Raw genomic sequence first — 24,856 nt, 5'->3', positions numbered from 1 at the left:
GCCAGCCATCGAAGCCCACCCGGTCGAAGGCCGCGAAGATCTGAGGGTAGGCCAGCTCGCCGCTGTCGGGCTCGTGGCGGTCGGGGACGCCGGCGATCTGGACATGGCCATAGGCGCCACGCAGACGCTCGATCCGGCGGATGATGTCGCCGTCCATGATCTGCGTGTGATAGACGTCGAACTGCAGCAGGACGTTGCGGCGATCCAAGGCGGCGATCAGCGCCAGCGTGGGGTCCTGATGCGCCAGGAAATAGCCCGGCACGTCGCGGGTGTTCAGAGGCTCGACCGAGACGGCCAGCCCCGCCCGCCCGGCCATGTCGGCGGCCAGGCGCATGTTGTCGGACCAGACGGCTTCGCAGGCGTCCAGATCGGGCTCGTCCGCCACGATCCCAGACATGACATGGATGCGCGGGCAACCCAGGCCCGCGGCATAGTCGACGGCCTTCGCCACGCTCGCCTCGAACTCGGCGCGCTTGGCGGGGCGGGCGGCGAAGCCGCGCTCTCCGGCGGCCCAATCCCCGGCGGGGGCGTTGATCAGGGTCAGGGACAGGCCGTTGCGGTCCAGCGCCGCCTTGACCGTCTCGATCGGGTAATCATAGGGAAACAGGAACTCGACGGCCTGGAACCCCGCCGCCCCTGCCCGGTCGAACCGGTCCAGAAAGGGCGCGTCGGTGAACAGCATCGACAGGTTGGCGGCGATCCGGGTCATGTCAGTATCCCCCTTGCAGGTCGGCGATTTCGGCTTCGGTCAGGTAGTGCAACGCGCGGCCCTGCAGGATGAACTGCAGCTTGGCGGTCTCTTCCAGTTCTTCGGCATTGTTCACGGCATCATCGATGTCGCGGCCCAGCACCACGACCCCGTGCGAGGCCAGCAGGAAGGCCTGCGCGCGGCTGCCCTGCGCGGCCTGCGCCAGGTCCTGGCCGATCCGCGGCGATCCGGGGCGGGCATAGGGAATGACCGGCATGTGGCCGATGCGCATGACGTAATAGGGGGTGAAGGGCCGGATGGCATTGTCGCGCGGCAGCCCCTCGAGGCAGGACAGCGCGGTCAGGTAGGTCGAGTGCAGGTGCACGATGGCCCCCGCCTCGGGGCGCACATCGTACAAGGCGCGGTGAAAGGCGAATTCCTTGGACGGCTTCGGACCCGGCAGCGGCGCCCCGTCCGCCCCGATCACCGACAGCGCATCCGCCGACAGCCGCCCCAGGCAGCTGCCGGTCGGCGTGACGATGAACCCGCCCGCCGCATCGCGGACCGAGACATTGCCCGCCCCGCCCACCGAATAGCCCCGGTCGAACAGCGACTTGCACAGCAGCACCATGCGGTCGGCGGCGCTCATACGCGCACCCCCTTCGGCTGGCAGTCCAGAAAGAACCCCTCAGCCCCGAAATTGCCCGATTTCAGCGCCAGCGACAAAGGCCGGTTCAGCGCCCGCACCCACGGGACGCCCGGCGCGATCTGCGGGCCGATGGCAAAGCCCGTCACCTCCAGCGCCTGCGTGACCGATCCCGAGGTCTCGCCCCCCGCCACGACGAAGCGCGTGATGCCCCCCTGCGCCAGCGCGCGGGCGGCGGCGGCGAAGGTCCGCTCGACCGCCTCCGAGGCGGCCGCGCCGTGACGGGCCTGGATCTGGCGCAGTTGATCGGGCGTGGCGGTGGCGGTGATCATCGGCGCCGGGCCGTCCTGCGGCTGGTCCAGCACCCATCGCGCCAGTTCCGCCCCATGGGCATCGGCATCGTCCAGGCAGTGCGCCACATCGACCTCCCGCGTGGGTGCCACGGCGCGATAGGCCGCGACCTGCCGGTTGGTCATCTGCGAGCAGGATCCCGAGATGACCACCCCCGGCCCCGGCAGCGGCGCCCCGGCATCCTGTGCCTGCGCCGCGGCCCCGTCGGCCACCGCCCGCGCGATCCCCAGGCCCAGACCGGACCCGCCGGTGACCAGCGCCATGTCGCGCACCGCCTGCCCCAGCACGTCCAGATGCGCGTCCGAGATCGCGTCCAGCACCACATAGCGGACCCCCTCGGTCCGCAGCGCCGCGATCCGCGCCCGCACGGCCTCGACGCCCTGATCGACGGACGAGGCCGCGACCAGCCCGCAGCGGCCCTGCGCCTGCGCCTCCATCAGCCGGATCAGGCTGCTGTCGCGCATCGGCGTGATCGGATGGTCACGCATGCCCGAATCCTGCAGCAGCGCCTCGCCCACGAACAGATGCCCCAGATAGACCGAGCGTCCGTTGACCGGCAGGGCCGGGCAGACCACCGTGATGTCCGTCCCAAGCGCGGCCATCAACGCGTCCGCCACCGGGCCGATATTGCCCTCAGCCGTCGAATCGAAGGTCGAGCAGTATTTCTGATAGATCTGCACGCAGCCCCGCGCCCGCAGCCAGTCCAGCGCCGCCAGGCTGTCGGCCACCGCCTGCCCGGCCGGGTTGGAGCGCGATTTCAGCGAGATGACCACCGCCTCGGCCTCGACGACCGCATCCGCCCCGGGCACGCCGATCATCTGCGTGGTGGCCAGCCCGCCCGCGACCAGGAAACCCGCGATGTCGGTGGCGCCGGTGAAATCGTCCGCGATGACGCCGATCTTCATGACGTCTTCCCCTGCGGCAGGTCGATCCCCGAGAAGGTCTTGATCACCGCGCTGTCATCCTCGCGCCCATGGCCCATGTTCGAGGCCTGCTGGAACATCGCGAAGGCCGTCGAGGCCAGGGGCAGCGGAAAGCCGAGCGACCGGCCCGTCTCCGTCACCAGCCCCAGATCCTTGACGAAGATGTCCACCGCCGAGTTGGGCGTGTAGTCGCCGTCGACCACGTGCTTCATGCGGTTCTCGAACATCCAGGAATTGCCGGCGGCATTGGTGACGACATCGTACATCATGTCCAGCGGGATGCCCGCGCGGGCAGCCAGCGCCATCGCCTCGGCGCCCACGGCGATATGCACGCCCGCCAGCAGCTGGTGGATGACCTTGACCGTGGCCCCCTGCCCGATCTCGGACCCGATGCGATAGGTCTTGCCCGCCACCGCCTCAAGCACCGGGGCCAGCGCGTCGAAGGCCGCGTCGGGCCCCGAGGCCATGACCGTCATCGCCCCCTCTGCCGCCTTGGCCGCCCCGCCCGAGACCGGCGCGTCCAGCATCAGGATGCCCTGGGCCTGCAGGTCGGCGCCAAGCGTGCGCGCATCCTCCGCCGATTGGGTGCAGCTGACCATGATCGCCCCGCCCGCCCTGACCCGCGCGGCGATGCCGTCCGGCCCCAGGATCACCTGGCGCGCCTGCGCGGCATTGACGACCAGCACGATCACCGCGTCGAAATCGCCCGGCAGGTCGGACACCGCGCCCGCGACCGCCTCGGCGCCCTGGGCGGCAAAGGCCTCGCGGCGGCCCGGATCAAGGTCGATGCCGCTGGTCGCCAGCCCCGCCTTCACGCAGGACAGGGCCGCACCCATCCCCATCGACCCCAATCCCACGACGCAGACACGATAGCTGGATGTGACGCTCACCGGTACCTCCCTCACCAATTTTTAACAGATGATCACATAAAATATCATAAAGCAACATGACAGACCCCGCCCCGGCCGAAACGCGCCGGGCCTCGGTGCGCTGTCCCCGGGCCCGCGCCCCCGATTGATGTGCGTCAAGGATTTGTTAACCCGCAGGGCGCAGTCTCGTGCTGCCGGGCCGGCGGCCTGCGGTATCGCGCCTCTGCCGCGCGCGGTCGGGACGGCGACAACCCAACAAGACGAGGGACAGACCCCGATGACAACCAACAGACCCATCCGCCTCGGCGCGGCGCTTCTGGCCGTGGCCCTGGGCGGCGCGGCCGTGGCGGAGGACATGGAGGAGTACCGCTCCATGTTCGAGCCGCTGCCGTTCCTGCCGCCGATCCCCCCCGGCAACTCGATGACCCGCGAAAAGATCGAGCTGGGCGCGATGCTGTTCTTCGAGCCGCGCATCTCGGCCTCGGGCGTGATCAGCTGCGCCACCTGCCACAACCCCGCCCTCGGGTGGTCCGACCGGATCGGCCGCGCCGTCGGGCACGAGGGGCAGGTGGGCGTGCGCAACACGCCCACGGTCCTGAACTCTGGCTTTCTGACCTCGCAGTTCTGGGACGGCCGCGAGGCCGATCTGGAGGGACAGGCGCTCGGCCCGATCCAGGCGGATGTCGAGATGAACATGACGCTGGACCAGGCGATCGCCCGCATCAACGAGCTGACCGTCTATCGGACCCATTTCGACGCCGCCTTCCCGGGCGAGGAGGATCCGATCAACGCCCAGAACGTGGCGCTGGCCATCGCCACCTTCGAACGGACGCTGAACACGCCCGACTCGCCCTTCGACCGCTTCCTGCGCGGCGACGCGCAGGCCATCTCGGACGAGGCCAAGGAGGGGATAAAGCTGTTCGTCGACAATGGCTGCGTGGCCTGCCACAGCGGGCCGGTGATGTCGGACGGGCTGTTCCACCGCTTCGAGGTTCCCGGCTCGACCGACGAGGGGCGCTTCGTCGTGACGGGGGACGAGGCGGACATGTTCACCTTCCGCACCCCGACCCTGCGCAACGTCGCCGTGACCTATCCCTATTTCAACAACGGAAGCGTCACCGACCTGCGCGATGCCGTGAACCTGATGGGCGAGCAGATGCTGGGCCACGCGTTCACCGATCCCGAACTCGACCACCTGGTCGCGTTCCTGCACACGCTGACCGGCAAGATGCCGGTCGTCCCGGTGCCCGCCCTGCCATAGGCGCCTCGGACCGGACGGGGCCGGCCAGGATGCGCCGGCCCCGTCCGGTCAGGGCGGGATGATCTGCAAGGCAGCGGCCCGGCCGGGTCGTCGAACCACCGCGCGGCACGGCTGTGCAAGGTTTCGGGTTCGCCCCGGCAAGCGCCCGAACCGCACTCCGCCGGGCTGCATCCCGTCACGCCCGCCTGGCCCCGCCGATCGCAACGCTGCAGATGCCCCAGGAACCGCGGATCCCGCCACGAAACAGCCCCCAACCCGCACAGCCCTGCGCCTGCGTCGGAAGGACCCAAGAATGATATCAATAACCTGGAAATCTCGTCATCCCGTCAACCTCGCGCCGGACAGGCGCCGAGGTCACTGGTAGCGGAGGAGGGACTCGAACCCCCGACACGCGGATTATGATTCCGCTGCTCTAACCAACTGAGCTACTCCGCCACGAGTACGCGGCGATGTAGGCGACCGGCGCGGGGGCGTCAAGCGGTTTTGTCCTTAAATTCCCGCCCGCGCGCCTGAAACCCTGCCGCGTTCATCTTGGCGCAAATATCCCGGGGAGTCGCGCGGCACGCGCGACGGGGCAGCGCCCCCACAACCCCCAGGCCGAAAGATCAGCCCCGCGCCTTCACCACCTGCAGCAGCGGCATCACGTCCGACATCTCGGGCCCGTGCGCCTGCCCCGTCACCGCCTTGCGCAGCGGCATGAACAGGCCCTTGCCCTTGCGGCCCGTGACCTCCTTGACGGCGGTGGTCCACGCGCCCCAGGACGCCTCGCTGTAGGGCGGCGGCGGCAGCAGGGTCATGGCTTGGGCCACGAACTCGGCATCCTCGGGGTCGATCTGCGGCTCGGCACCGGTGCTGAAGATCTGCCACCAGGCCTCCAGATCCTCGAGCCGGGTGATGTTCTGCGAGGCGACGCGCCAGAACCGCTCGGCCTGCGCCTCGGGCACGCCAAGCGCCGCGATGCGGTCGGCCACGGCGGCGAAGGGCAGCGCCTGGTTGCGCTCGCGCGTCAGGGGCCACAGGTCGTCGGCGTCGAACTTGGTGGGCGAGGCGCCGAACTGCGACAGATCGAAACCGGCGGCCAGCTCGTCCAGCGAGGCCAGCCCCACGGGCACGCCCGATCCCAACCGCGCCATCAGGCCCAGCAGCGCCTCGGGGGCCACGCCCGCCTCGCGCAGGTCCTTCAGCGACAGCGCGCCGATGCGCTTGGACAGCTCCTCGCCCTTGGCGCCGGTCAGCAGGCTGTGATGCGCGAAGGACGGGGGCGTCCCGCCGATGGCCTGGATGATCTGGATCTGCGTCGCGGTGTTCGTCACATGGTCCGAGCCGCGCACGATATCCGTCACGTCCATGTCGGTGTCGTCCACGCTGCTGGCGAAGGTGTACAGCACCTGCCCGTCCGCGCGGATCAGCACCGGATCGCTGACCGAGGCCGCGTCGATCGAGATGTCGCCCAGGATGCCGTCTGTCCATTCGATCCGGCTCTGATCCAGCTGGAACCGCCAATAGCCCTCGCGCCCCTCGGCCCGCAGCCTGTCCTTGTCGGCCGCAGACAGGCCCAGCCCGGTGCGGTCATAGACCGGCGGACGGCCCATGTTCAGCTGCTTCTTGCGCTTCAGGTCCAGCTCGGTCGGGGTCTCGAAGACCTCATAGAGCCGCCCCGAGGCGCGCAGGGCCTCGGCCTCGGCGCGGTAGCGGTCCAGCCGCAGCGACTGACGCTCCACCCGGTCCCAGTGCAGGCCCAGCCAGTCGAGGTCGCGCTTGATGCCGTCGACATATTCCTCCTTGCTGCGCTCCTGGTCGGTGTCGTCCAGGCGCAGGATGAAGGTGCCGCCCGACTTGCGGGCGATCAGGTGGTTGAACAGCGCGGTGCGCAGATTGCCGACATGGATGTGGCCGGTGGGCGAAGGCGCGAAACGGGTGATGGTCATGGGGGTCTCCTGTTGGGGTTTCTCTTTCACAGGTGGCGATTCTTGTCCATATCAGGGGGGCAATGCAGAAGGTGCCACGCAATGAGTGACTGGGACGGGCGCACGGCCCCCGACGCGGCCGAGATGGAGGCCATGGCGCGCAGCGCGCTGGACGGCCTGCCGCCCGAATTCCGAGAGGCCGCCGCGCAGGTCGCCCTGCAGGTGGCCGAATTCGCCCCCGACGACGTGCTGGACGAGCTGCAGATCGACGACCCGTTCGAGCTGACGGGCCTCTACGACGGGATCCCGCTGACCGAGAAGTCGATCAGCGACCAGCCCGGCGGCTCCGACATCATCTGGCTGTTCCGCCGCCCGATCCTGGACGAATGGGCCTCGCGCGAGGACGTGACGCTTGGGGATCTGGTGGTCCATATCGTCACCCACGAGATGGCGCATCATTTCGGCTGGTCCGACGAGGACATCTCGACCATCGACCGCTGGTGGGAATGACGTGAGCGGGCAGGCCCCGATCCTGACCGTCACGCTGAACCCGGCGCTGGACCTGTCCACCGCCGCCGACGCGGTCGTGCCCGACCTCAAGCTGCGCTGCGACAAGCCGCGCATCGATCCGGGCGGCGGCGGCATCAATGTCAGCCGCGCCATCCAGATCGTGGGCGGGCAGTCGACGGCCATGGTCGCGCTTGGCGGCGCCACCGGCGCGCGCATGGCCGACATGCTGAAGGCGGCGGGGCTCAAGGTGCTGCGCCTGACCGCCCCGGGCGAGACGCGCCAGTCGCTGGCCGTCACCGACCGGGCCACCGGCGGGCAGTACCGCTTCGTACTGCCCGGCCCGGAATGGCACATGACCCAGGTCGCCACCGCCATCGCCGCCATCGCCGAGGCCGCGCTGGCCGGGGGCTGGGTGGTCGTGTCGGGATCGAACCCGCCGGGCGTGGTCCCCGGATTCGAGCAGATGCTGACCGTGCGACTGAAGGACGGGCGGGCGAAGCTTCTGGTCGACACCTCGGGCGAGGCGCTGCGGGCGATGGCGGGATCCTCGATCCCGGTCGACGTGCTGCGCATGGACAGCCACGAGGCCGAGGGATTGGCTGGCCGCCCCCTGCCCCTGCGCAGCGACAGCGCGGGCTTTGCCGCCAGCCTGGTGCGCGACGGGGCGGCGCGGGCGGTGATCGTGGCACGGGGCGCGGACGGATCGGTGATTGCGGGGCCGGACGGGGCATGGCACGCAGCCACCGCCCCTGTCAGCGTCGTCAGCGCCGTCGGCGCGGGTGACAGCTTCGTTGCGGGCTTCGTGCTGGCCATGGCCCGCGACTGGCCCGTGCAGGAGGCGCTGGCCTTGGGCACCGCGGCCGCTTCGGCCGCGGTGATGACCCCGGCGACCGAACTCTGCCATGCCAGCGATGTCCGCCACTTCTATTCGCAGCGCGTCATCACCAGGTTGTGACCAACGAAAGAGGCCGCCCCGAGGGACGGCCTTGACAGGTCGATGCGCAGAGGGGTCAGGCGGCTTCGGCTTCCTCGGCGGCCATGCGGCGTTCGCTTTCCTCGCGCGACAGCGCGACAGAGGTCCGCACGCCCTTGGACACGAATTCCATCAGTCCCTTCACGACGCGCTCGTTGGGGTCGATCCCGGCACAGGACAACACTTCGCGCCCGTCGCGCGACCGCGCCCACCGGGCGATCTGCTCGGGGCCGTTGCCGTATTTCTTGTCGTCCGCAATGGCATCATCCAAAGCCGCCAGCACCACGGCCGCAAACAGCTTGCGGGCGCGCTGGCCTTGTTCGAAATTGAAGGCCGAGCCGTCAACAAAATCGCGCATCTTGTTTCGTCCATTCTCTTGCGGTCCCGTCAGACGACAGGACCTTGCGGGAAAGCTTGACGCTTTCCCTGTTTCTTGAAATCCGTTTCTGCGACGGTGTCGCCTGCCTTAGCCTTTCGGGGCGGCGATTCGGTATCCCTTGCGCCGCATGTCTGCCATGTTCCTAGCGCATGTCGACTGAAATGCGGGAAAAATTGCCCGTCTTCCGTCACGTCAGCGCCCCTTTGTCCTGCGTGGCGTCTTGACAACGCGGCAGAACCGATCTGGTTGCCTGATGCTTCACGGCTCGATATAGGGGCGGTGACTGGCCGTTCAAACCCCGGGCGGCCCGAAATTCCCGCAAACGCACGAGACCCACACCCATGCCCAAGATCAACGGCAACGAAATCCGCCCCGGCAACATTCTGGAACATGACGGCGGCCTCTGGGGCGCGGTCAAGGTCAGCCATGTCAAACCCGGCAAGGGCGGCGCCTTCGCCCAGGTCGAACTGAAGAACCTGCGCGACGGCCGCAAGCTGAACGAGCGCTTCCGCTCCGAGGACAAGGTCGAACGCGTCCGTCTGGACCAGAAGGACCAGCAGTTCCTGTACGAGACCGACGGCAAGCTGGTCTTCATGGACAGCGAGACCTTCGAGCAGACCGAGCTGGACGCCGACCTGCTGGGCGACCGCCGCCCCTTCCTGCAGGACGGCATGACCGCCACCATCGAATATTACGGCGAGGAGGCGCTGTCGGTGTCGATCCCGCAGAAGGTCACCTGCACGGTCGCCGAGACCGAGCCAGTCGTGAAGGGCCAGACGGCGGCCAACAGCTACAAGCCCGCGATCCTCGACAACGGCGTGCGCATCATGATCCCGCCCTTCGTGGGCGAGGGCGAGGCGATCGTCGTCAACACCGAGGCCTTCGAGTACAGCGAACGCGCCTAATTCAGGCACGATCGCGAACGGACGCCCGGACCCGATGGTCCGGGCGTTTTGCGTTGAGCGTCAGGCCAGCGCCTCGACGGCGAAGTCGTGACTGGGATGGACGAACTCGTCCTGCGCGGCGATCAGCCGGATCTCGCGGGTGCCCGCGTCCAGCGTGGCCTGCAGGACGCCGTGGACCGAAGCCGCCGCCCGCCCCAGGGCACGGGCCACGTCGCCGTCGCGCAGCACATGGACGAAGAACAGCGCCGCTACCATGTCGCCGGTGCCGTTGGCGTTCAGCTCCAGCCGGGGGATGCGGACGCGCCATGCGCCCTCGGGCGTGCTGGCGATCATGTCCAGCGCATCGGCGGGCGTGTCCTCGGCCAGGACCGAGGTCGCCAGCACGATGCGCGGCCCCATGGCATGCAGCGCGGCAAGCGCGCGGCGCAGGTCGGCGGCGCTGCGGGCCGGGGCGCCGGTCAGGAATTCCAGCTCGAAATGGTTGGGCGTGACGATGTCGGCCTGCGGCACGGCCACGTCGCGCAGGAATTCCGGGATGCCCGGGCGCACGAAGATGCCCCGCCCCACATCGCCGATCACCGGATCGCAGCACCACAGCGCCTTCGGGTTGGCGATGCGCACCCGATGCGCCGCCCCCAGCACCGCATTGCCGATGTCCGAGGATCCCATATAGCCCGACAGCACCCCCGCGCAGGTGCCCAGCACGCCCCGGTCGGCGATGCCCTCGACGATCTCCTCGATGGCGGGGCCGTCGAAGACCCGGCCCTTCCACGCGCCATAACCGGTGTGATTGGAGAACTGCACGGTGTGGACGGGCCAGACCTCGACCCCCAGCCTCTGCATCGGAAAGACGGCGGCGGCGTTCCCGGCATGGCCAAAGGCCACATGCGACTGGATCGACAGGATATTCATGATCGGACCTGCTGGCTGTTCTGCCCGGCCTTTGATAGGCGCGGGCGGCGGAATTGCAACATGGGGGCGCGATGACCGATCTGATGAACCTGACGGGGCGGGTGCTGATCGCGCTGCTGTTTCTGGGCGGAGCTGTGCAGAAGGCGGGCGATCCGGGACAGGTCACGCGGATGATCGAAAGCCTTGGCCTGCCCGGGCAGATGGTCTGGGCGGTCGCCGCCTTCAACCTGGTCGCGGGGCTCTGCCTGATCGTCGGGCCGCGCGTGCGGACCTGGGCGCTGGTGCTGGCGGTCTATTGCATCGCGACCAGCTGGTTTCACTGGCAGCTGCGCGCCGATCCCTGGCAGGTCACCATCGTCGTCAAGAACTGGGCCATCGCGGGCGGGCTGCTGATCCTGGCCGCCCAGGGGCCGGGCCGCCTGCGGATCTGGCGCTAGTCGAAGAGGCTCAGCTGCGCGGGGTCGGGGTCGTCGTGATCAAAACCCGACAGCGTGATGCCCAGTAGCCGGGCGCCGCGCGGATCGGGCAGCACGCCGGTGGCCAGGTCGCGGGCGATGGCCAGCAGCTCGGGTTCCGACGCCACCGCATGGCCCAGGCTGCGCGCCCGAGTGATCTGCCGGAAGTCCGAGAACTTGACCTTCAGCGTCACCGTCCGCCCGCGCAACTCGTGCCGCGCCACCGCGCCCCAGACCTTGGCGGCCAGGGGGGCCAGCGCCTCGAAGGCCTCGTCCAGCGTCATCAGGTCGGCGGAATAGGTGTTCTCGGCCCCCACCGACTTGCGGATGCGGTCGGGGCTGACGCGGCGATAGTCGATCCCGCGCGAGATGTTCCAGTAATACCGCCCCGACTTGCCGAAGCGGCGCATGAGGAAATCCAGATCCTGCGCATGCAGATCGGCTCCGGTGGCGATGCCCATCGCCTGCATCTTGGCCGCCGTCGCCGGTCCGATGCCGTGGAACTTGCCCACCGGCAGGGACAGCACGAAATCCGGCCCCCGGTCGGGCGTGATCACGCAGAGCCCGTCGGGCTTGTTCTGATCGGATGCCAGCTTCGCCAGGAACTTGTTGTAGCTGACGCCCGCGCTGGCGGTCAGCCCGGTGACCTCGCGGATGCGGGCGCGGATGTCGCGGGCGATCTGCGTGGCGGTGCGCCCCTCCAGATGGTCGGTCACGTCCAGATAGGCCTCGTCCAGCGACAGCGGCTCGACCAGCGGGGTGTAGTCGTGAAAGATCGCCCGGATCTGCTGGCTGACCTCCTTGTAGACGTCGAAGCGGTGCCGCACGAAGATCAGCCCCGGGCAGAGCCGCGCCGCCGTGACCGAGGGCATGGCCGAGCGCACGCCGAAGACCCGCGCCTCGTAGCTGGCCGCCGCCACCACGCCGCGCGCCGCCGATCCGCCCACCGCCACCGGCTTGCCGCGCAGTTCGGGAAAGTCGCGCTGCTCGACCGAGGCGAAGAAGGCATCCATGTCGATATGGATGATCTTGCGCAGGGGCGGCGGCGCGGGGTCGCTCATGCAGGCGTCAGCCGCGCCTCGCCCGCCTGCATCCGCGGGGCCAGGCGGTCGTGGCGGACATGGGCGATGGCCCGCCCGCCGGACTGGGTGCCAAGCGTGCCGACCTCCTTTCCATCCGCCGTGATGGGGGTGCCTGTCGGGGCCGCGCCCTCGATGCCCAGGACGGTGATGCCCTTGCGCAATTCGGTCTTGTGCTTCATCCGCGCGGTGACCTCCTGCCCCACATAGCAGCCCTTGCGGAAATCGACGCCGTGCAGGCGCTCGAAGCCTGCCTCCAGGATGAAGGTCTCGTTGGGGATCAGCTCGATCCCGGTCTCGGGGATGCAATGCGCCACGCGGATCGCGTCCCAATCGCTGCCGTCGTCCCCTTGGGCGCCATAAAGCCGCCAGCCGAGCGCGGGGTGGCGCGGATCGGCGATGGCGCCCTCGGGCGCCGGGCCGGTGCCGCGGGCGACCGGCATGTCCACCGGCTCCAGCGTCACCTTGGACCGCAGCCGGTACATGGTCAGCCGCCGCAGCAGGTCGGGGGCCAGCGCGGCCGCCACGTCGATCAGCAGCGCATCCCCGTCGGGAATGATCAGGAAATCGGCCAGGTACTTGCCCTGCGGGGTCAGGATCGCCGCCCAGCAGGGCGCGCGGGTGACGTCGTTGGTGACCAGCCCCTGCAGGAACTCGACACGGTCCTCGCCGGTCAGGCGGATGATCTGGCGGGTCATTCATGGCCTCCGAATTGCAGCGCGACAAGGCGGGCATAGGTGCCGCCTTGGGTCATCAACTGGTCATGGCTGCCCTCTTCGACAACCCTGCCCGCCTCCAGCACGACGATCTTGTCGGCACTGCGGATGGTGGACAGGCGATGCGCGATGACCAGCGTGGTGCGGCCCGCCGACAGATGGTCCAGCGCGTCCTGCACCAGCCGCTCGCTGGCCGTGTCCAGCGCGCTGGTCGCCTCGTCCAAGAGCAGGATCGGCGCGTCGCGCAGCAGGGCGCGGGCGATGGCCACGCGCTGGCGCTGGCCGCCCGACAGCGACGATCCGCGCGGCCCCACGGGGCTGTCCAGCGTGCGCTGGTCGTCGAGGAAGGTGGCGACATTGGCCGCCGTCAACGCCGCCTGCAGGTCCGCGTCCGAGGCATCGGGGCGGCCCATCATGACATTGTCGCGCAGGCTTTCGTCGAACAGCGCCGATTCCTGCGCCACGGTGGAGAACTGGTCGCGCAGCACGCCCAGATCGAAGGCGGCGACCGGCGCGCCGCCCAGGGTGACCTGTCCCCGGTCCGGGTCGACCATCCGCGTCAGCAGGTTGAAGACCGTGGACTTGCCCGCCCCCGAGGGGCCGACCAGCGCCGTCGTCTGCCCGGCATGGGCGGTGAAGCTCAGCCCGTTCAGCACCGGCTGGCCGTCATAGGACAGCCAGACGTCGTCCAGCCGGATCTCGGTCGTCTCGGGGGGCGTGCTGCGCGGGCCCGACAGGACCGTGGGCCGGGTGTCGAAGACCTGATAGATCCGCTCCAGGCTGGCCGCCGCCGTCTGCCAGGTGCCGGCCAGCCCCCCAAGCCGGCGCATCGGCTGGAAGGCCAGCGCCAGGGCGGTGAAGAAGGCCATGAAATCGCCGACGCTGCGGTTGCCCTCCATCACCTGGTTGCCGCCCAAGGCCAGCACCGCCACGAAGCCCACCCCGGTGACGATGTCGGTCAGTGCCGGGATCACGCTGGAGGTGGCGGCGACCTTGGTCTCGGCCTCGCGGATGCGGCTTACGATGCGGGCATAGCGGGCCACCTGATCCGCCTCGGCCCGGTTGAGCCGGATCGAGGCGATGCCGTGCAGCACCTCGTCCAGCCGGGTGGCGCGCAGGCTTGCATTGACGCGGTTCTGGCGCACCTTGCGGCGGATATAGCGCTGCACCAGCGCCGCCGGCATGATCAGGATCGGCGCGCCGATCAGCGCGCCAAGCGTCCAGACCGGATCGATGGTCAGCGCCACCCCGAACAGCATCACCAGCGCGATGACGTCGCGCGTGGCCCCGGTGATCAGCGCCGCCCAGACACCCTGCACGGCGATGGTGTCGCCCTGCACCCGCTCGATCATCGCGCCCGGCGAGTTCTCGCGGAAGAAGCGGCTGTCCAGCGTCAGGATGTGGCACAGAAGCTGCGTCTGCATCAGCGTGGACACCGACAGCGAGATCCGCGTCAGAAGCGCCCGGCTGGCGATCAGCGTCACCGCCCGCATCACGAAGATGCCCATGATCGCGGCACCCACCCACCAGATCGCGCCGGGCTGCGCGCCGGAAAAGACCAGATCGAACAGCGGCTTCAGCATCCAGCTGATCAGCGCCAAGGTCGATCCCTCGATCGTCATCAGCGCGAAGGCCAGCGCCATCTTGGCCTTGTGGGGGCGCAGATAGTCCTGCCACAGCCGCGCCAGCAGGCCCCGCACCTGATCGAGATCGGGCGGGGCGCCGAGGCCGGGGCGCGTGGCCTGGGCGATCAGGCGGTCGGGGCTGTCTTGGCGCGGGTCCACGGGTCGTGCGGCCTCCTGGTCGGTGGGTCGGGCACCGGCACCTGCCCCGGCATCGGGCAGGGCGCGCGGGCCTTGGGGCTGGGGTCCAGCCATACCCCCTTCCGCTTGGGGCCCACAAGACCGCCCCCCGTTGACGGGGCGCCGATGTGGCCCTACCGATCTTGCACGATGTGAAGGAATGACCGCGATGAGTTCTGCCCCCGTGTCCTCCCCTGCCCCGACCGCGCCTGCCTCCTCCGGGACCAGCCCCTATCAGGGCGGGCCCGACATCATCGCCATTCCCGGCCCCTCGCCGGTCCCGGCCCGGGTGCTGAATGCCGCGCATCGCGCCTCGCCGGACATCTACGGCGCGCCTCTGGCGCAGGTGAACCTGCAGGTCATGGCGCAGCTGAAGCGGCTGGCCGGCACGCGCGCCCATCTGGCCCCCTATATCGGCAACGGCCATGCCGGGTGGGAGGCGGCCAGCGCCAACATGTTCGACCGGGGCGACCAGGCGCTGGTCCTGACCTCGGGCCATTTCGGGCGCAGCTGGGCCGAGATGACCGAGGCCCTGGGCGTCGCGGTCGAGCGGCTGGATTTCGGCAACCTGCCCCCCGACCCCGCCCGCCTGGCCGAGCGGCTGGCCCGCGATCCCGAGGGGCGGATCCGCGCGGTGATGGTCTGCCAGACCGACACGGCCAGCGCGACCCTGGCCGACATTCCCGCGACCCGGGCGGCGATGGGCGATCACCCCGCGCTGCTGGTCGTGGATGCCATCGCCTCGCTAGGCTGCGCGCCGATGCGCATGGATGACTGGGGCGTCGATGTCCTGATCGCCGCCAGCCAGAAGGGGCTGATGTGCCCGCCGGGCACGGTCTTCGTCTGGTTCTCGGACAAGGCGGCGGCCCGGGGGGCGACGGGCCTGACCTCGCCCTGGTGGGACTGGCACGGGCGGGCAAACTCGGATGCGCTGTGGCGCTTCTGGGGCGGCACGCCGCCGGTCCAGCAGGTCTTCGCGCTGTCCGAGGCGCTGAGCATGATCCTGGACGAGGAAGGCCTCGAGGCCGTCTGGTACCGCCATGCCCGGCTGGCCCGCGCTACCTGGGCGGCCGTCGATGCCTGGTCGGCGGGCGGGGGCGGCGTGCGGCTGTCGGTGGCGGATCCCGCCGCGCGGGCGGCCTCGGTGACCGCCGTGACCATGCCCGGCGCGGATGCGCTGCGGGACTGGGCCACGCGAGAATGCGGGGTGACGCTTGGCGTGGGTCTGGGCGCCCCCGATCCGGCCTCGGCCCTGCGCATCGCCCATATGGGCCATTGCAACCCCGGCGTCCTGCTGGGCGTGCTGGGCGCCATCGAGGCCGGGATGATCGTCCTGGACATCCCCCACGGATCCGGCGCGCTGGAGGCCGCCGCCGCCAGCATCGCCCGTCCGGCCTGAGGTCGGCGCGGAGGGCCCGGCGATCGCGCCGGACCGCCCGGTGTCGCTCACTCGGCGGCGGGGGCGTTCTCGTCCAGCCATTCGGTCATGGTGGCGATCTCGGCCTCCTGGGCGGCGATGATCTCCTCGGCCAGGGCGCGGATGCCGGGATCGTCGCCATGCTCCAGCACGACGCGCGCCATCTCGATCGCACCCTGGTGATGCGGGATCATGCCGCGCACGAAATCCACATCCGCATCGCCCGAGGGCGCGATCATCATGTCCTCGTGCATCCGGGCCATGGCGGCGTTGTAGGCCGCGTTGGCGGCATCGGCGTCCGGCATGTCATGCCCCGCATGGGCGTCGGGCGCATCGGCCATGCCATGCCCCTGATGGGCGGCGTCCTGCGCCACCGCGGGCGCGGCTAGGGCAAGCGACATGGCCAGGGCGGCGGAAAGTCTGAATGGGGTCATCGTGTCCTCCTTGCGACGGGGTCATTCTGGCAGCCGGGCCGTGGCCCGCAAGCGGCGCGTGAACACGTCCGCGTCAGCCGAGGTCCGAGGGCACCAGCCGCGCCAGCGTCACCACCGTCTCGCCATAGCTGCGGCGGTCCAGCAACGTCAGCGCCGCGGGCAGCAGCGGCGCGCGGGACTCCTCCCAGATCACCGTCGCGCCGGGGGCCAGCCAGCCGCCCTGCAGGGCCGAGGCCAGCGCCGCCTCGCCCCGGCCCTGCCCGTAGGGCGGATCGAGGAAGACCACGCCGAAGCCCGGGCCCCGCACAGGGCCCAGCTTCGTCGCGTCGCGGCGGATCAGCCGGGTCAGGTCGCCGGCGCGGGCCTTGTCGACATTCTGGCGGATCAGCGCATGGGCCTTGGCCCCGTCATCGACGAAGGTGACTTCGGCCGCGCCACGCGACAGGGCCTCCAGCCCCAGGGCGCCGGTGCCGGCAAAGAGGTCCAGCACCCGCGCGCCCGGCAGGGGATTGCCGTGGCTGCCGTTGACCAGGAGGTTGAAGATCGATTCGCGCACGCGGTCGGTGGTGGGGCGCAGATGGGCGGCCAGATCGCCCTCGCCCAGATCCGCCAGCCGGAGGCCGCGCAGCCTGCCGCCCACGATCCTCATGGCAGCGTCCCGCGACGCCGGGGGGACCTTGCGTCCCCCCGCCCCCCCTGCAGGATATTTGCGGACCGATGCAGGAGGCGTGCGCAGTCATTACAGCAGCGCCTTGAGGTCGGGGATGGTGGGGATCAGGGCGGGGTCGGGGCTGCGCCCGGCCTCGATCAAGCGCTTGCCGATCATGTAGGCGCGGGCGTCGTTGAGTGCATCGACCGCGATCAGGCGGCCCTGCCGGAAGCACCAGACCGAACCCGCGTGATCGCCATGCCCCTCGGGGCCGGGCCGCGTCACGACCTGGTCATGGCCGGTGCTGAGACCCGCGATCTGCAGCTTCGCGTCGAACTGATCGGACCAGAACCACGCCTTCGGCACATGGTCGCGCCCGGCCCCCAGCATGTTGTCGGCCACGCATTCGGCCATGTCGATGGCGCCGCCGACGCTTTCCAGCCGCAGCCGGCCGCCCCGATGGGGGATGCTGGCGCAGTCGCCCGCCGCCCAGATGGCCGGGTCCGACGTGCGCCCCTGCCCGTCGGTCGCGATGCCGTTGTCCAGCGCGAGGCCTGCCGTGGCCGCCAGCGCCGTCTCGGGCAGGACGCCGATGCCCATGATGACCAGATCGGCGGGCAGATGGGTGCCGTCGCTCAGCGCGACGCGGTCGGCGCGCTCGGTGCCGGTGATGTGGCTGATGCCGCGCCCCTCCAGCAGGGTCACGCCATGGGCCAGGTGCAGGGCGCGGATCAGCTCGGCGGTCTGCGGGGGCGCGACGCGGCCGAGGATGCGGGGTGCGGCCTCGATCAGCGTGACCTGCAGGCCCAGCTTGCGCGCGACCGCCGCCGCCTCCAGCCCGATATAGCCGCCGCCGATGACGATCAGCCGCCGCCCCGCCCGCATCGCGGGGGCCAGCGCGTCTACGTCGGCCAGGGTGCGGATGACATGGGTGCCGGGCAGATCGCCCCCCATCGCGGCGGGCAGGCGGCGGGGGGCGGCCCCCGTGGTCAGGGCCAGCGCATCATAGGGATGGGTGCCCCGGTCGGTGGTCAGGATGCGCGCGACCGGATCGATGGACAGCGCCGTTTCCGACAGGTGCAGCGCGATGGCCTGGTCGCGCCACCAGTCGGGCGCGCGCAGCGTCAGCCGGTCCAGCCCCATCCGACCCATCAGGTAGTCCTTGGACAAGGGCGGGCGCTGATAGGGGGCGGCGGGCTCGCGCCCGATCACCGTCAGCGCGCCCTCGTGCCCCGCCGCGCGCAGCCGCGCCGCCATCGAGGCCGCCGCCTGGCCCGCCCCCACTATCACGATCCGCATGCCCGAGCCCCTTTGCCTGTCCGTCGGGCGCAGCCTATAGTCGCGGCGAATCCGTTGCAATTCAGGAGCATTCGATGACCATCACCGCCGGAGACAAGCTGCCCCAGGGCCAATTGCTGCGCGTGGGCGAGGCCGGGCCCGAGGCCGTCGACCTGGCCGATCTGGCCACGGGCAAGATCGCCCTGTTCGGCCTGCCGGGCGCCTTCACCGGGACCTGCACCAATGCCCACATGCCCAGCTTCGTGCGCAGCGCCGACGCGTTCCGTGAGAAGGGCGTGGCGCGCATCGTCTGCGTCACGGTCAACGACCCCTTCGTGGCCAAGGCCTGGGCCGAGCAGACCGGCGCGACCGAGGCCGGCATCGAGGTGCTGGCCGATGCCGATGGCAGCGTGACCAAGGCGATGGGCCTCGGCTTCGACGCGCCGCCGGTGGGCTTCTTCGGGCGCTGCAAGCGCTTTGCCGCGCTGGTCGAGGACGGCGTGCTGACCACCATCGATGTCGAGGAGAGCCCCGGCACCTGCACCGTCAGCGCGGGCGAGGCCCTGCTGGAACGCGTCTGATCTGACCCGCAAGGCGGCAAGGGGGGTCCGGGGGGCCGGCCCCTCGGCCCTCGCGGGACGCAACCCGGACCTCAGGGTTGCAGCTCGCCCTTGCGGAACGGGGTGAAGTCGGCAAGCGCCTCGATCTCGGCCCCCATCGCCTCGCGCTCCTGGTCCAGGTAAGTCTGCAGCGCGCCCAGGAAGCCCGGATCGCGCACCCAGTGCAGCGAATGGATCGGCACCGGCTCGTAGCCCCGCGCCAGCTTGTGGTCGCCCTGCGCGCCGGCCTCGACCCGGGACAGCCCGTGGGCGATCGCATGGTCGATGGCCTGGTGATAGCACAGCTCGAAATGCAGGAAGGCGTGATCGGCCGCGCAGCCCCAGTAGCGCCCGTAGATCGCATCGGGACCCAGGAAGTTCAGCGCCCCCGCGATCGGCCGGCCGTCCATCTCGGCCAGAACCAGCAGGATATCGTCGCGCATCGTCTCGTGGATGCGGTCGAAGAAGGCGCGGGTCAGGTAGGGCTGGCCCCATTTGCGCGCACCGGTGTCCTGATAAAACTCCCAGAAGGCATCCCAGTGATGCGGCTTCAGGTCGTCGCCCGTCAGGTGGCGGATGGTGCCGCCGAACGCCTGCGCGCGGGCGCGTTCCTTGCGCAGGTCCTTGCGCTTGCGCGAGGACAGCCCGGCCAGGAAATCGTCATAGCTGCCATAGCCGCGGTTGAGCCAATGGTACTGCTGGGTGATGCGCGGCAGGAAGCCCGCCGCCGCGCCCAGATCCGCCTCGTGTTCCGTGCAGAAGGTCACGTGGCTGCCCGAGGCGTCCAGCCGCTCGGCCAGCTGCATCATCCCCGCCAGCAGCCCCGCCCGCGCAGTGTCGTCGCCCGCCAGCAGGCGCGGGCCGGTGGCGGGGGTGAAGGGGACCGCGCATTGCAGCTTGGGGTAATAGCGCCCGCCCGCCCGCACATAGGCCTGCGCCCAGCCATGGTCGAAGATGTATTCGCCCTGGCTGTGCGACTTGGCATAGAGCGGCGCGACGCCGGTGATCGTATTCCCCATCGCCACGGTCAGGTGCAGGGGCTGCCAGCCGGTCCCGGTGCCGACCGAGCGGGACTGCTCCAGCGCCAGCAGGAAGCGGTGCGAGGTGAAGGGATTGCCGTCGCCGAACCCGTCCCAGACCTGCGGGTCGATGGCGGCGATCGAGGGATGGGTGGTCAGGGTCAGCATGTCGTTCATGCCTGCAAGATAGGGAGGTCCGCCGGGGATGTCAGGGGCCTTCGGTGTCGCGGAGCGCCGATGGCGGCGCTCCGCCCGGGGATGCGGGCACCGGGGCGCCCCTGGATCAGGGCGCGGGCCGGTAGCCCTCGAAGGTGATGTTCTGGGCGATGCGGCGGGCCGCGCCCTCCTCGGCCGCGCTGCGGATGGTCCAGCAGAGGACCGGAACGCCCCCCGCCCGCAACGCATCGACCCGCGGATTGGCCAGGTCGGCCTTGTCATGCGAGATGAAGGCGGCCCCCACGCTGTCGAAATCCGCGATGCCCGCCAGCGCCGCGCGCCGCTCGGGCGGGACGCGGGCCCAGTCTTCTTGCGGAAAGGCGCAGGTGGTCAGGCCCACCGGGATGGCCGGGGCGGCCTCGCGGAAGGCGGCGATCATGTGCGGGTTGAAGGACATGACCGCGACGGGGCCTGCATATCCCTCCAGCGCCTCGGCCACGCGGGCGGGCAGCGCGCCCACGTTCGGGCCGCAGGCGCCGTCCTGATCCTTGATCTCGATCAGCAGAGGCACGCGGCCCGCCACCAGGTCCAGAAACTGCGCCAGCGTCGGCACGGGCTCGTCGGTGCCCATGAGGCGCAGGGTGGACAGCGTGGCGGCGTCCGTGGCCGCGACGAAGCCCGGCTGCCCGGTCAGGCGGGTCAGCTGATAGTCGTGAAAGACCAGCGGCACTCCGTCCGGCCCGGGCTGGATGTCGCATTCGATGCCATAGCCCGCGTCGATGGCCGCCTGCGCGGCGGCCAGGCTGTTTTCCGGCACCACGCGCCCGTCCTCCGCCACGCCGTGCAGCCCGCGATGGGTGATCGGCGTGGTCAGGAAGCTGGCGTCCAGAGGCGAGGCGGACAGCATCACGCGACCTCGAAGACGGCCTCGACCTCGACCGCGACACCGAAGGGCAGCGAGGGGGCCGAGACGGCCGCGCGGGAATGGCGGCCCGCCTCGCCGAAGACCTCGACCATCAGGTCCGAGCAGCCGTTGATGACCTTGGGCTGGTCGGTGAAGTCGGGGGTCGAGTTCACGAAGCCGGTCAGCTTCACGACCCGCGTCACCCGGTCCAGATCGCCGATGGCGGATTTCAGCTGCGCGATCAACGCCAGGCCGCAGCGGCGGGCAGCGGCGGCGCCCTCCTCGACCGAGGTGCCCTCGCCCAGCTTGCCGGTGATCAGCCCCTCGTCATTCGCGCTGATCTGGCCCGAGACGAAGATCAGGTTGCCGGTCTGCACGAAGGGCACGTAATTCGCGGCGGGCATGGGGGCTGCGGGCAGGGTGATGCCCTTGTCGGCCAAAGTCTGTTCGATGGTCATGGGATCCTCGGACGTTGGGGGTTCGGGGGGACCCTAGCGCGGCAGGGCTCAGGCGACCAGAGCCTCGGCGCGTTTCAGATCCACGCTGACCAATTGGCTGATGCCCTGTTCCACCATGGTCACGCCGAACAGCCGGTCCATCCGGCCCATCGTCACCGCATGATGGGTGATGATCAGGAAGCGCGTGTCGGTGCGCCGCGTCATCTCGTCCAGAAGGTCGCAGAAGCGGCTGACATTGGCGTCGTCCAGTGGCGCATCGACCTCGTCCAGCACGCAGATGGGCGCGGGATTGGCCAGAAAGACCGCGAAGATCAGCGCCATCGCGGTCAGGGTCTGCTCGCCCCCGGACAGCAGGGACAGGGTGGACAGGCGCTTGCCCGGCGGCTGGCACATGATCTCGAGGCCCGCCTCCAGCGGGTCGTCGGATTCGACCAGGACCAGACGCGCCTCGCCGCCGCCGAAGAGGGTCGTGAACAGGACCGAGAAATTCGCGTTCACCGTCTCGAAGGCGGCCAGCAGGCGCTCGCGCCCCTCGCGGTTGAGGCTGCTGACCCCGGCGCGCAGCTTGGCGATCGCCTCCTCCAGGTCGGTCTTCTCGGTCGCCAGCTGGTCGCGCTCGGCCTCCAGCGCGCGCTTGTCCTCGTCGGCGCGCAGGTTGACGGCGCCAAGCGCGTCGCGGGCTTGGCGCAGGGCGGCGATCCGGGCCTCCAGCGCGGTGGCTGGCTGGTCGGGATCGACCTCGCCCAAGGCGGCCAGCAATTGGTCGGGCGCCTGCCCGCCCTCCTCGGCGATCCGGGCGCGGGCGGCGGCTTCCAGATCGCGGGCGGCCTCGGCGCGGGCGGCGCAGGCGGCGCGGGCCTCGCGCGCCTCGCCGGCCAGCCGCTCGGCCTCGCGCTCGGCCAGGGCGGCGGCCTGGGCCGCGTGCAGCGCGGCCTCCAGCGCGGCGCGGGCGCGGGACTGGCGGGCGGTCGCCTCGGCCTCGCGCAGGGCAAGGGCGGCGCGGCGGTCCTGCAGCAGGGCGGGCCGGGACTGCGCCTCGGCCAGATCGGCGCCGGCGGCCTCGCGCCGGGCGGCCAGTTCGCCCGCGCGGTCGCCGGCCTGATCCAGCCGCTTGCGCCAGCCCGCGCCCTCGCGGGCGATGTCCTGCAGGCGCCGGTCCCGCGCAAGGCCGTCGCGGCGCAATTCGTCCAGCGCGGCGCGGCGGGACATGGTGGCGATGCGCGCCGCCTCGACCCCGGTGCGGGCATGATCCAGCGCCGCTGCCGCATCGCCGAGGTCGGGCAACTGCGCCAGCTGCGCCTCGGCCCCGGTCAGGCGGCCGCGCGCGTCCGAGGCATCGGCCCGGTGGCGGGCCAGTTCGGCGCCCGCGCCGTCGACGCGGCTGGCGGCCATGGCCAGATCCGATTCGGCACGGGTCGCCGCGCGGGCGGCATCCGACAGCGCGCGTTCGGCGGCGCGCCGGGCCTCGCGGGCCGAGGTCTCGGTCCGCGCGGCCTCGGCCAGCGCGGCGCGGGCATCCTCGTGGGTGGCCACGGCGGTCGCGGCGCGGGCCTGCGCGGCCTCGGCCTGCCCGGTGACCGCCGCCAGGTCGTTGACCTTCTGCAGATGCAGCGCGGCCGAGGACCCGGCCTCGGCGGCCATGACCCGCAGCCCGTCCCACCGGAACAGATCGCCCTGCGGCGTCACCAGCCGCTGCCCGGGCCGCAGAGCGCCCTGCAACGCGGCCCCCTGCCCCGCGTCGCGCACGAAGCCCGTCTGCGACAGGCGCCGCGCCAGCAGGTCGGGGCCCATCACATGCGGCGCCAGCGGCCCCGCCCCGTCCGGAAGCTCCTGCGCCGCGTCCCAGCCCGGCAGCGCGTGCCAGCCCGAGCCGTCGGTCGCCACCCCCGCCCGCAGATCGTCGCCAAGCGCCGCCCCGAAGGCGGCCTCGTATCCCCGCGCCACCTGCACGCGGTCCAGCAGGCTGTCGCCGCCCTGACGGCCCCGGTCGACCAGCCGCTGCAGGGCGGCACGCTCGGCCTCCAGCGCCCCGGCCTCGCCCTCGGCGGCGCTGCGGGCGGCGCGGGCGGCGGTCTCGGCGGTCTCGATCTCGGCACGGGCCTCCTCGGCCTGGGCCAGGGCCTCCTCGGCGGCCTCGACGCGGTCGCGGGCCTGATCCTGCGCCGCATCGGCCAAGGTCAGCGCAGCGCGGGCTGCCTCGCCCGCCGCACCGGCCTGGTCCAGCGCCGCGGTGGCCTGGGCGGCGGCCCGGTCGGCGCGGTCGGCCATGGCGCGCAGATCGGCCACCAGCCGGTCGGCGGACTGATGGCGCGCGGCCAGGCGGGCCGATTCGTCGGTCAGCTCGGCCAGCCGCGCCTCGACCTCGTGCAGCGCCTGCGCGGCCTCGTCGGCCCGGGCGGCGGCCAGTTCCAGCCGGTCGTCATGGCCCGCCCCTGCCTCGGTCAGCTGCTCGCGTTCCGCGTCCAGCCGGGCCACCACCTCGGCGGCGTCGCGGTTCAGCGCCTCCTCGCGGGCGATGTCGCGGTCCAGCTGGGCGATGCGCGCGACAAGGCCCGAGATGGCCTGTTCGGCGGCGGCCTCGGCGGCCTCCAGCGCCTCGGCGTCCAGCGCGACGCGCGCCAGGAGGGCGGCGGCGATCTGGTCCTCGTCCCGCAGCGCGGGCAGGGCGGCCTCGGCCTCCTCGCGCCGGGCCGATGCCTGGGCTGCGGCCTGCCCCGCCTCGGCGGCGGCGCGGGTGCCCTGCGCCAGCGCCTGCGCGGCGGCCAGACGCGCCGCCTCGGCCTCGGCCCACCGGCGATAGAGCAATGTCCCCTCGGCCAGGCGCAGCGCGGCGCCGATCTCGCGGTACTTCGCCGCCGCGCGGGCCTGCCGCGCCAAGGTCGCGGCCTGCGCCGACAGCTGGTCCAGCGTGTCGTCGACGCGCAGCAGGTTCGCCTCGGCCCCGTTCAGCTTCAGCTCGGCCTCGTGGCGCCGCGCATAGAGGCCCGAGATGCCTGCCGCCTCCTCCAGGATGCGGCGGCGGCTTTTCGGCTTGGCGTTGATCAGCTCGCTGATCTGGCCCTGCCGCACCAGCGCCGGGGAATGCGCCCCGGTCGAGGCATCCGCGAACAGCATCTGCACGTCGCGCGCCCGCACGTCCTTGCCGGCGATCTTGTAGGCGCTGCCCGCGTCGCGGGTGATGCGGCGGGTGATGTCGAACTGGTCGTCCTCGTTGAAGCCCGCCGGCGCCCGCCGGTCGCGGTTGTCGACGCTGAGCGAGACCTCGGCATGGGCGCGGGCATGGCGCCGCGTGGTGCCCGCGAAGATCACGTCCTCCATCCCGTCGCCGCGCATGGCGGTGGGGCGGTTCTCGCCCATGACCCATCGCAGGGCCTCGAGCAGGTTGGACTTGCCGCAGCCATTGGGACCGACCACGCCCGTCAGCCCCTCGCGGATGACCAGATCGGTCGGGTCCACGAAGCTCTTGAAGCCGTTGAGGCGCAGGCGGTCGAAGCGCAAGGGGCGGGTCCGTGGCAGGAGAGGTCGACGCCGATTGTCCCTGCGCGGGCGGGACAAGTCAACCAAGG

General features: G+C 71.0%; 23 protein-coding genes, 1 tRNA gene and 1 pseudogene. 7 read left to right on the top strand and 18 right to left on the bottom strand.

Translation table 11 applies throughout. The annotated features are described in order from the left end of the window. Positions 1-7 precede the first annotated feature (7 nt). From E4191_RS02430 to ltnD, 4 genes and pseudogenes are all read right to left on the bottom strand, one after another. Positions 8-682, bottom strand: a pseudogene (locus tag E4191_RS02430) (hydroxypyruvate isomerase family protein); the annotation flags it as partial. A 28-nt stretch (positions 683-710) separates the two neighbouring features. Then, positions 711-1,337: a 3-oxo-tetronate 4-phosphate decarboxylase gene (gene otnC, locus E4191_RS02425; protein WP_135311998.1), complete on the bottom strand. Its 627-nt coding sequence runs from the start codon at positions 1,335-1,337 to the stop codon at positions 711-713. After that, the gene (gene otnK, locus E4191_RS02420) at positions 1,334-2,590 is read right to left on the bottom strand and encodes a 3-oxo-tetronate kinase (protein WP_135311997.1); all 1,257 of its coding nucleotides are present in this window, start codon (positions 2,588-2,590) and stop codon (positions 1,334-1,336) included. Before otnK ends, otnC begins: the two co-directional genes overlap by 4 nt. Next, positions 2,587-3,498, bottom strand: a complete 912-nt coding sequence (gene ltnD, locus E4191_RS02415; protein ID WP_135311996.1) for an L-threonate dehydrogenase — start codon at positions 3,496-3,498, stop codon at positions 2,587-2,589. Before ltnD ends, otnK begins: the two co-directional genes overlap by 4 nt. Before the next feature lie 256 nt (positions 3,499-3,754). Between ltnD and E4191_RS02410 the strand changes: the two genes are divergently transcribed. After that, a complete protein-coding gene (locus E4191_RS02410) occupies positions 3,755-4,738 on the top strand; it encodes a cytochrome-c peroxidase (protein WP_135311995.1) in 984 nt (327 codons plus the stop codon). Positions 4,739-5,096: 358 nt separating this feature from the next. Here E4191_RS02410 and E4191_RS02405 read toward each other — a convergent pair. Both E4191_RS02405 and gltX read right to left on the bottom strand, forming a co-directional pair. Further along, positions 5,097-5,173: transfer RNA gene (locus tag E4191_RS02405), tRNA-Met, on the bottom strand. Positions 5,174-5,343: 170 nt separating this feature from the next. Then, positions 5,344-6,666 (bottom strand): glutamate--tRNA ligase, encoded by a 1,323-nt coding sequence (gltX, locus tag E4191_RS02400; RefSeq protein WP_135311994.1) that lies wholly within the window; start codon positions 6,664-6,666, stop codon positions 5,344-5,346. A gap of 81 nt (positions 6,667-6,747) precedes the next feature. Here gltX and E4191_RS02395 point away from each other — a divergent pair, with 81 nt between their 5' ends. Both E4191_RS02395 and E4191_RS02390 read left to right on the top strand, forming a co-directional pair. Continuing rightward, complete coding sequence (locus E4191_RS02395) at positions 6,748-7,155, top strand: metallopeptidase family protein (protein ID WP_135311993.1); 408 nt, start codon at positions 6,748-6,750, stop codon at positions 7,153-7,155. Between the two features lies 1 nt (position 7,156). After that, complete coding sequence (locus E4191_RS02390; RefSeq protein ID WP_135311992.1) at positions 7,157-8,110, top strand: 1-phosphofructokinase family hexose kinase; 954 nt, start codon at positions 7,157-7,159, stop codon at positions 8,108-8,110. 55 nt (positions 8,111-8,165) lie between these two features. Here E4191_RS02390 and E4191_RS02385 read toward each other — a convergent pair whose 3' ends face one another. Next, complete coding sequence (locus E4191_RS02385) at positions 8,166-8,486, bottom strand: DUF6280 family protein (RefSeq protein WP_090735129.1); 321 nt, start codon at positions 8,484-8,486, stop codon at positions 8,166-8,168. A 362-nt stretch (positions 8,487-8,848) separates the two neighbouring features. Between E4191_RS02385 and efp the strand changes: the two genes are divergently transcribed. Further along, positions 8,849-9,412: an elongation factor P gene (gene efp / locus E4191_RS02380; RefSeq protein ID WP_135311991.1), complete on the top strand. Its 564-nt coding sequence runs from the start codon at positions 8,849-8,851 to the stop codon at positions 9,410-9,412. 60 nt (positions 9,413-9,472) lie between these two features. Here efp and pdxY read toward each other — a convergent pair whose 3' ends face one another. Continuing rightward, positions 9,473-10,324, bottom strand: coding sequence for a pyridoxal kinase PdxY (gene pdxY / locus E4191_RS02375; protein WP_135311990.1), 852 nt, complete (start codon positions 10,322-10,324; stop codon positions 9,473-9,475). Between the two features lie 71 nt (positions 10,325-10,395). Between pdxY and E4191_RS02370 the strand changes: the two genes are divergently transcribed. After that, on the top strand, positions 10,396-10,761 hold the full coding sequence (locus tag E4191_RS02370; protein ID WP_135311989.1) for a DoxX family protein: 366 nt from the start codon (positions 10,396-10,398) through the stop codon (positions 10,759-10,761). On the opposite strand, the gene dinB is transcribed toward E4191_RS02370, so the two are convergent. Genes dinB through E4191_RS02355 form a run of 3 tightly spaced genes read right to left on the bottom strand, consistent with a single transcriptional unit; the run spans position 10,758 to position 14,451 of the window. Continuing rightward, positions 10,758-11,840, bottom strand: a complete 1,083-nt coding sequence (gene dinB / locus E4191_RS02365; protein ID WP_135311988.1) for a DNA polymerase IV — start codon at positions 11,838-11,840, stop codon at positions 10,758-10,760. The genes E4191_RS02370 and dinB overlap by 4 nt on opposite strands. Continuing rightward, the gene (ygfZ, locus tag E4191_RS02360) at positions 11,837-12,556 is read right to left on the bottom strand and encodes a CAF17-like 4Fe-4S cluster assembly/insertion protein YgfZ (RefSeq protein ID WP_135311987.1); all 720 of its coding nucleotides are present in this window, start codon (positions 12,554-12,556) and stop codon (positions 11,837-11,839) included. Before ygfZ ends, dinB begins: the two co-directional genes overlap by 4 nt. Next, positions 12,553-14,451, bottom strand: a complete 1,899-nt coding sequence (locus E4191_RS02355; RefSeq protein WP_407947038.1) for an ABC transporter ATP-binding protein — start codon at positions 14,449-14,451, stop codon at positions 12,553-12,555. The genes ygfZ and E4191_RS02355 overlap by 4 nt, the downstream gene beginning before the upstream one ends. A 94-nt stretch (positions 14,452-14,545) precedes the next feature. Between E4191_RS02355 and E4191_RS02350 the strand changes: the two genes are divergently transcribed. Next, the gene (locus E4191_RS02350) at positions 14,546-15,775 is read left to right on the top strand and encodes a pyridoxal-phosphate-dependent aminotransferase family protein (protein ID WP_135311986.1); all 1,230 of its coding nucleotides are present in this window, start codon (positions 14,546-14,548) and stop codon (positions 15,773-15,775) included. A 47-nt stretch (positions 15,776-15,822) separates the two neighbouring features. Here E4191_RS02350 and copM read toward each other — a convergent pair whose 3' ends face one another. The 3 genes from copM to E4191_RS02335 form a co-directional block, all read right to left on the bottom strand. Beyond that, positions 15,823-16,227 carry a CopM family metallochaperone gene (gene copM, locus E4191_RS02345; protein WP_135311985.1) on the bottom strand — a complete coding sequence of 135 codons (405 nt, stop codon included), beginning with the start codon at positions 16,225-16,227 and terminating at the stop codon, positions 15,823-15,825. 73 nt (positions 16,228-16,300) lie between these two features. After that, positions 16,301-16,876: a 16S rRNA (guanine(966)-N(2))-methyltransferase RsmD gene (gene rsmD, locus E4191_RS02340; protein ID WP_135311984.1), complete on the bottom strand. Its 576-nt coding sequence runs from the start codon at positions 16,874-16,876 to the stop codon at positions 16,301-16,303. 90 nt (positions 16,877-16,966) lie between these two features. Next, complete coding sequence (locus tag E4191_RS02335) at positions 16,967-18,175, bottom strand: NAD(P)/FAD-dependent oxidoreductase (protein WP_135311983.1); 1,209 nt, start codon at positions 18,173-18,175, stop codon at positions 16,967-16,969. Positions 18,176-18,249: 74 nt separating this feature from the next. Here E4191_RS02335 and E4191_RS02330 point away from each other — a divergent pair, with 74 nt between their 5' ends. Then, positions 18,250-18,735, top strand: a complete 486-nt coding sequence (locus tag E4191_RS02330) for a peroxiredoxin (protein ID WP_135311982.1) — start codon at positions 18,250-18,252, stop codon at positions 18,733-18,735. A 71-nt stretch (positions 18,736-18,806) separates the two neighbouring features. Here E4191_RS02330 and E4191_RS02325 read toward each other — a convergent pair whose 3' ends face one another. From E4191_RS02325 to E4191_RS02310, 4 genes are all read right to left on the bottom strand, one after another. Beyond that, positions 18,807-19,940, bottom strand: coding sequence for a GNAT family N-acetyltransferase (locus E4191_RS02325; protein WP_407947037.1), 1,134 nt, complete (start codon positions 19,938-19,940; stop codon positions 18,807-18,809). Positions 19,941-20,055: 115 nt separating this feature from the next. Then, the gene (locus E4191_RS02320) at positions 20,056-20,835 is read right to left on the bottom strand and encodes a glycerophosphodiester phosphodiesterase family protein (protein ID WP_135311980.1); all 780 of its coding nucleotides are present in this window, start codon (positions 20,833-20,835) and stop codon (positions 20,056-20,058) included. Next, a complete protein-coding gene (locus tag E4191_RS02315; protein WP_135311979.1) occupies positions 20,835-21,290 on the bottom strand; it encodes a RidA family protein in 456 nt (151 codons plus the stop codon). Before E4191_RS02315 ends, E4191_RS02320 begins: the two co-directional genes overlap by 1 nt. 48 nt (positions 21,291-21,338) lie before the next feature. Further along, positions 21,339-24,788, bottom strand: coding sequence for a chromosome segregation SMC family protein (locus E4191_RS02310; protein ID WP_135311978.1), 3,450 nt, complete (start codon positions 24,786-24,788; stop codon positions 21,339-21,341). Positions 24,789-24,856 lie beyond the last annotated feature (68 nt).

Origin of the sequence: Paracoccus liaowanqingii (assembly GCF_004683865.2) — a bacterium.
GTDB lineage: Bacteria > Pseudomonadota > Alphaproteobacteria > Rhodobacterales > Rhodobacteraceae > Paracoccus > Paracoccus liaowanqingii.
Note: the sequence above shows the minus strand (reverse complement) of the source record. Positions and strands in the feature narration are given on the sequence as shown.

What these genes read in the sequence shown, in the direction of transcription:
- ygfZ (WP_135311987.1), bottom strand. Translation starts at nt 12,556, where the DNA reads ATGACCCGCCAGATCATCCGCCTGACCGGCGAGGACCGTGTCGAGTTC.
- E4191_RS02330 (WP_135311982.1), top strand. Translation starts at nt 18,250, where the DNA reads ATGACCATCACCGCCGGAGACAAGCTGCCCCAGGGCCAATTGCTGCGC.
- E4191_RS02385 (WP_090735129.1), bottom strand. Translation starts at nt 8,486, where the DNA reads ATGCGCGATTTTGTTGACGGCTCGGCCTTCAATTTCGAACAAGGCCAG.
- E4191_RS02395 (WP_135311993.1), top strand. Translation starts at nt 6,748, where the DNA reads ATGAGTGACTGGGACGGGCGCACGGCCCCCGACGCGGCCGAGATGGAG.
- E4191_RS02410 (WP_135311995.1), top strand. Translation starts at nt 3,755, where the DNA reads ATGACAACCAACAGACCCATCCGCCTCGGCGCGGCGCTTCTGGCCGTG.
- E4191_RS02355 (WP_407947038.1), bottom strand. Translation starts at nt 14,451, where the DNA reads ATGGCTGGACCCCAGCCCCAAGGCCCGCGCGCCCTGCCCGATGCCGGG.
- rsmD (WP_135311984.1), bottom strand. Translation starts at nt 16,876, where the DNA reads ATGAGGATCGTGGGCGGCAGGCTGCGCGGCCTCCGGCTGGCGGATCTG.
- otnC (WP_135311998.1), bottom strand. Translation starts at nt 1,337, where the DNA reads ATGAGCGCCGCCGACCGCATGGTGCTGCTGTGCAAGTCGCTGTTCGAC.
- E4191_RS02315 (WP_135311979.1), bottom strand. Translation starts at nt 21,290, where the DNA reads ATGACCATCGAACAGACTTTGGCCGACAAGGGCATCACCCTGCCCGCA.
- copM (WP_135311985.1), bottom strand. Translation starts at nt 16,227, where the DNA reads ATGACCCCATTCAGACTTTCCGCCGCCCTGGCCATGTCGCTTGCCCTA.
- otnK (WP_135311997.1), bottom strand. Translation starts at nt 2,590, where the DNA reads ATGAAGATCGGCGTCATCGCGGACGATTTCACCGGCGCCACCGACATC.
- E4191_RS02320 (WP_135311980.1), bottom strand. Translation starts at nt 20,835, where the DNA reads ATGCTGTCCGCCTCGCCTCTGGACGCCAGCTTCCTGACCACGCCGATC.
- efp (WP_135311991.1), top strand. Translation starts at nt 8,849, where the DNA reads ATGCCCAAGATCAACGGCAACGAAATCCGCCCCGGCAACATTCTGGAA.
- pdxY (WP_135311990.1), bottom strand. Translation starts at nt 10,324, where the DNA reads ATGAATATCCTGTCGATCCAGTCGCATGTGGCCTTTGGCCATGCCGGG.
- E4191_RS02325 (WP_407947037.1), bottom strand. Translation starts at nt 19,940, where the DNA reads ATGCTGACCCTGACCACCCATCCCTCGATCGCCGCCATCGACCCGCAG.
- E4191_RS02370 (WP_135311989.1), top strand. Translation starts at nt 10,396, where the DNA reads ATGACCGATCTGATGAACCTGACGGGGCGGGTGCTGATCGCGCTGCTG.
- E4191_RS02335 (WP_135311983.1), bottom strand. Translation starts at nt 18,175, where the DNA reads ATGCGGATCGTGATAGTGGGGGCGGGCCAGGCGGCGGCCTCGATGGCG.
- E4191_RS02350 (WP_135311986.1), top strand. Translation starts at nt 14,546, where the DNA reads ATGAGTTCTGCCCCCGTGTCCTCCCCTGCCCCGACCGCGCCTGCCTCC.
- gltX (WP_135311994.1), bottom strand. Translation starts at nt 6,666, where the DNA reads ATGACCATCACCCGTTTCGCGCCTTCGCCCACCGGCCACATCCATGTC.
- dinB (WP_135311988.1), bottom strand. Translation starts at nt 11,840, where the DNA reads ATGAGCGACCCCGCGCCGCCGCCCCTGCGCAAGATCATCCATATCGAC.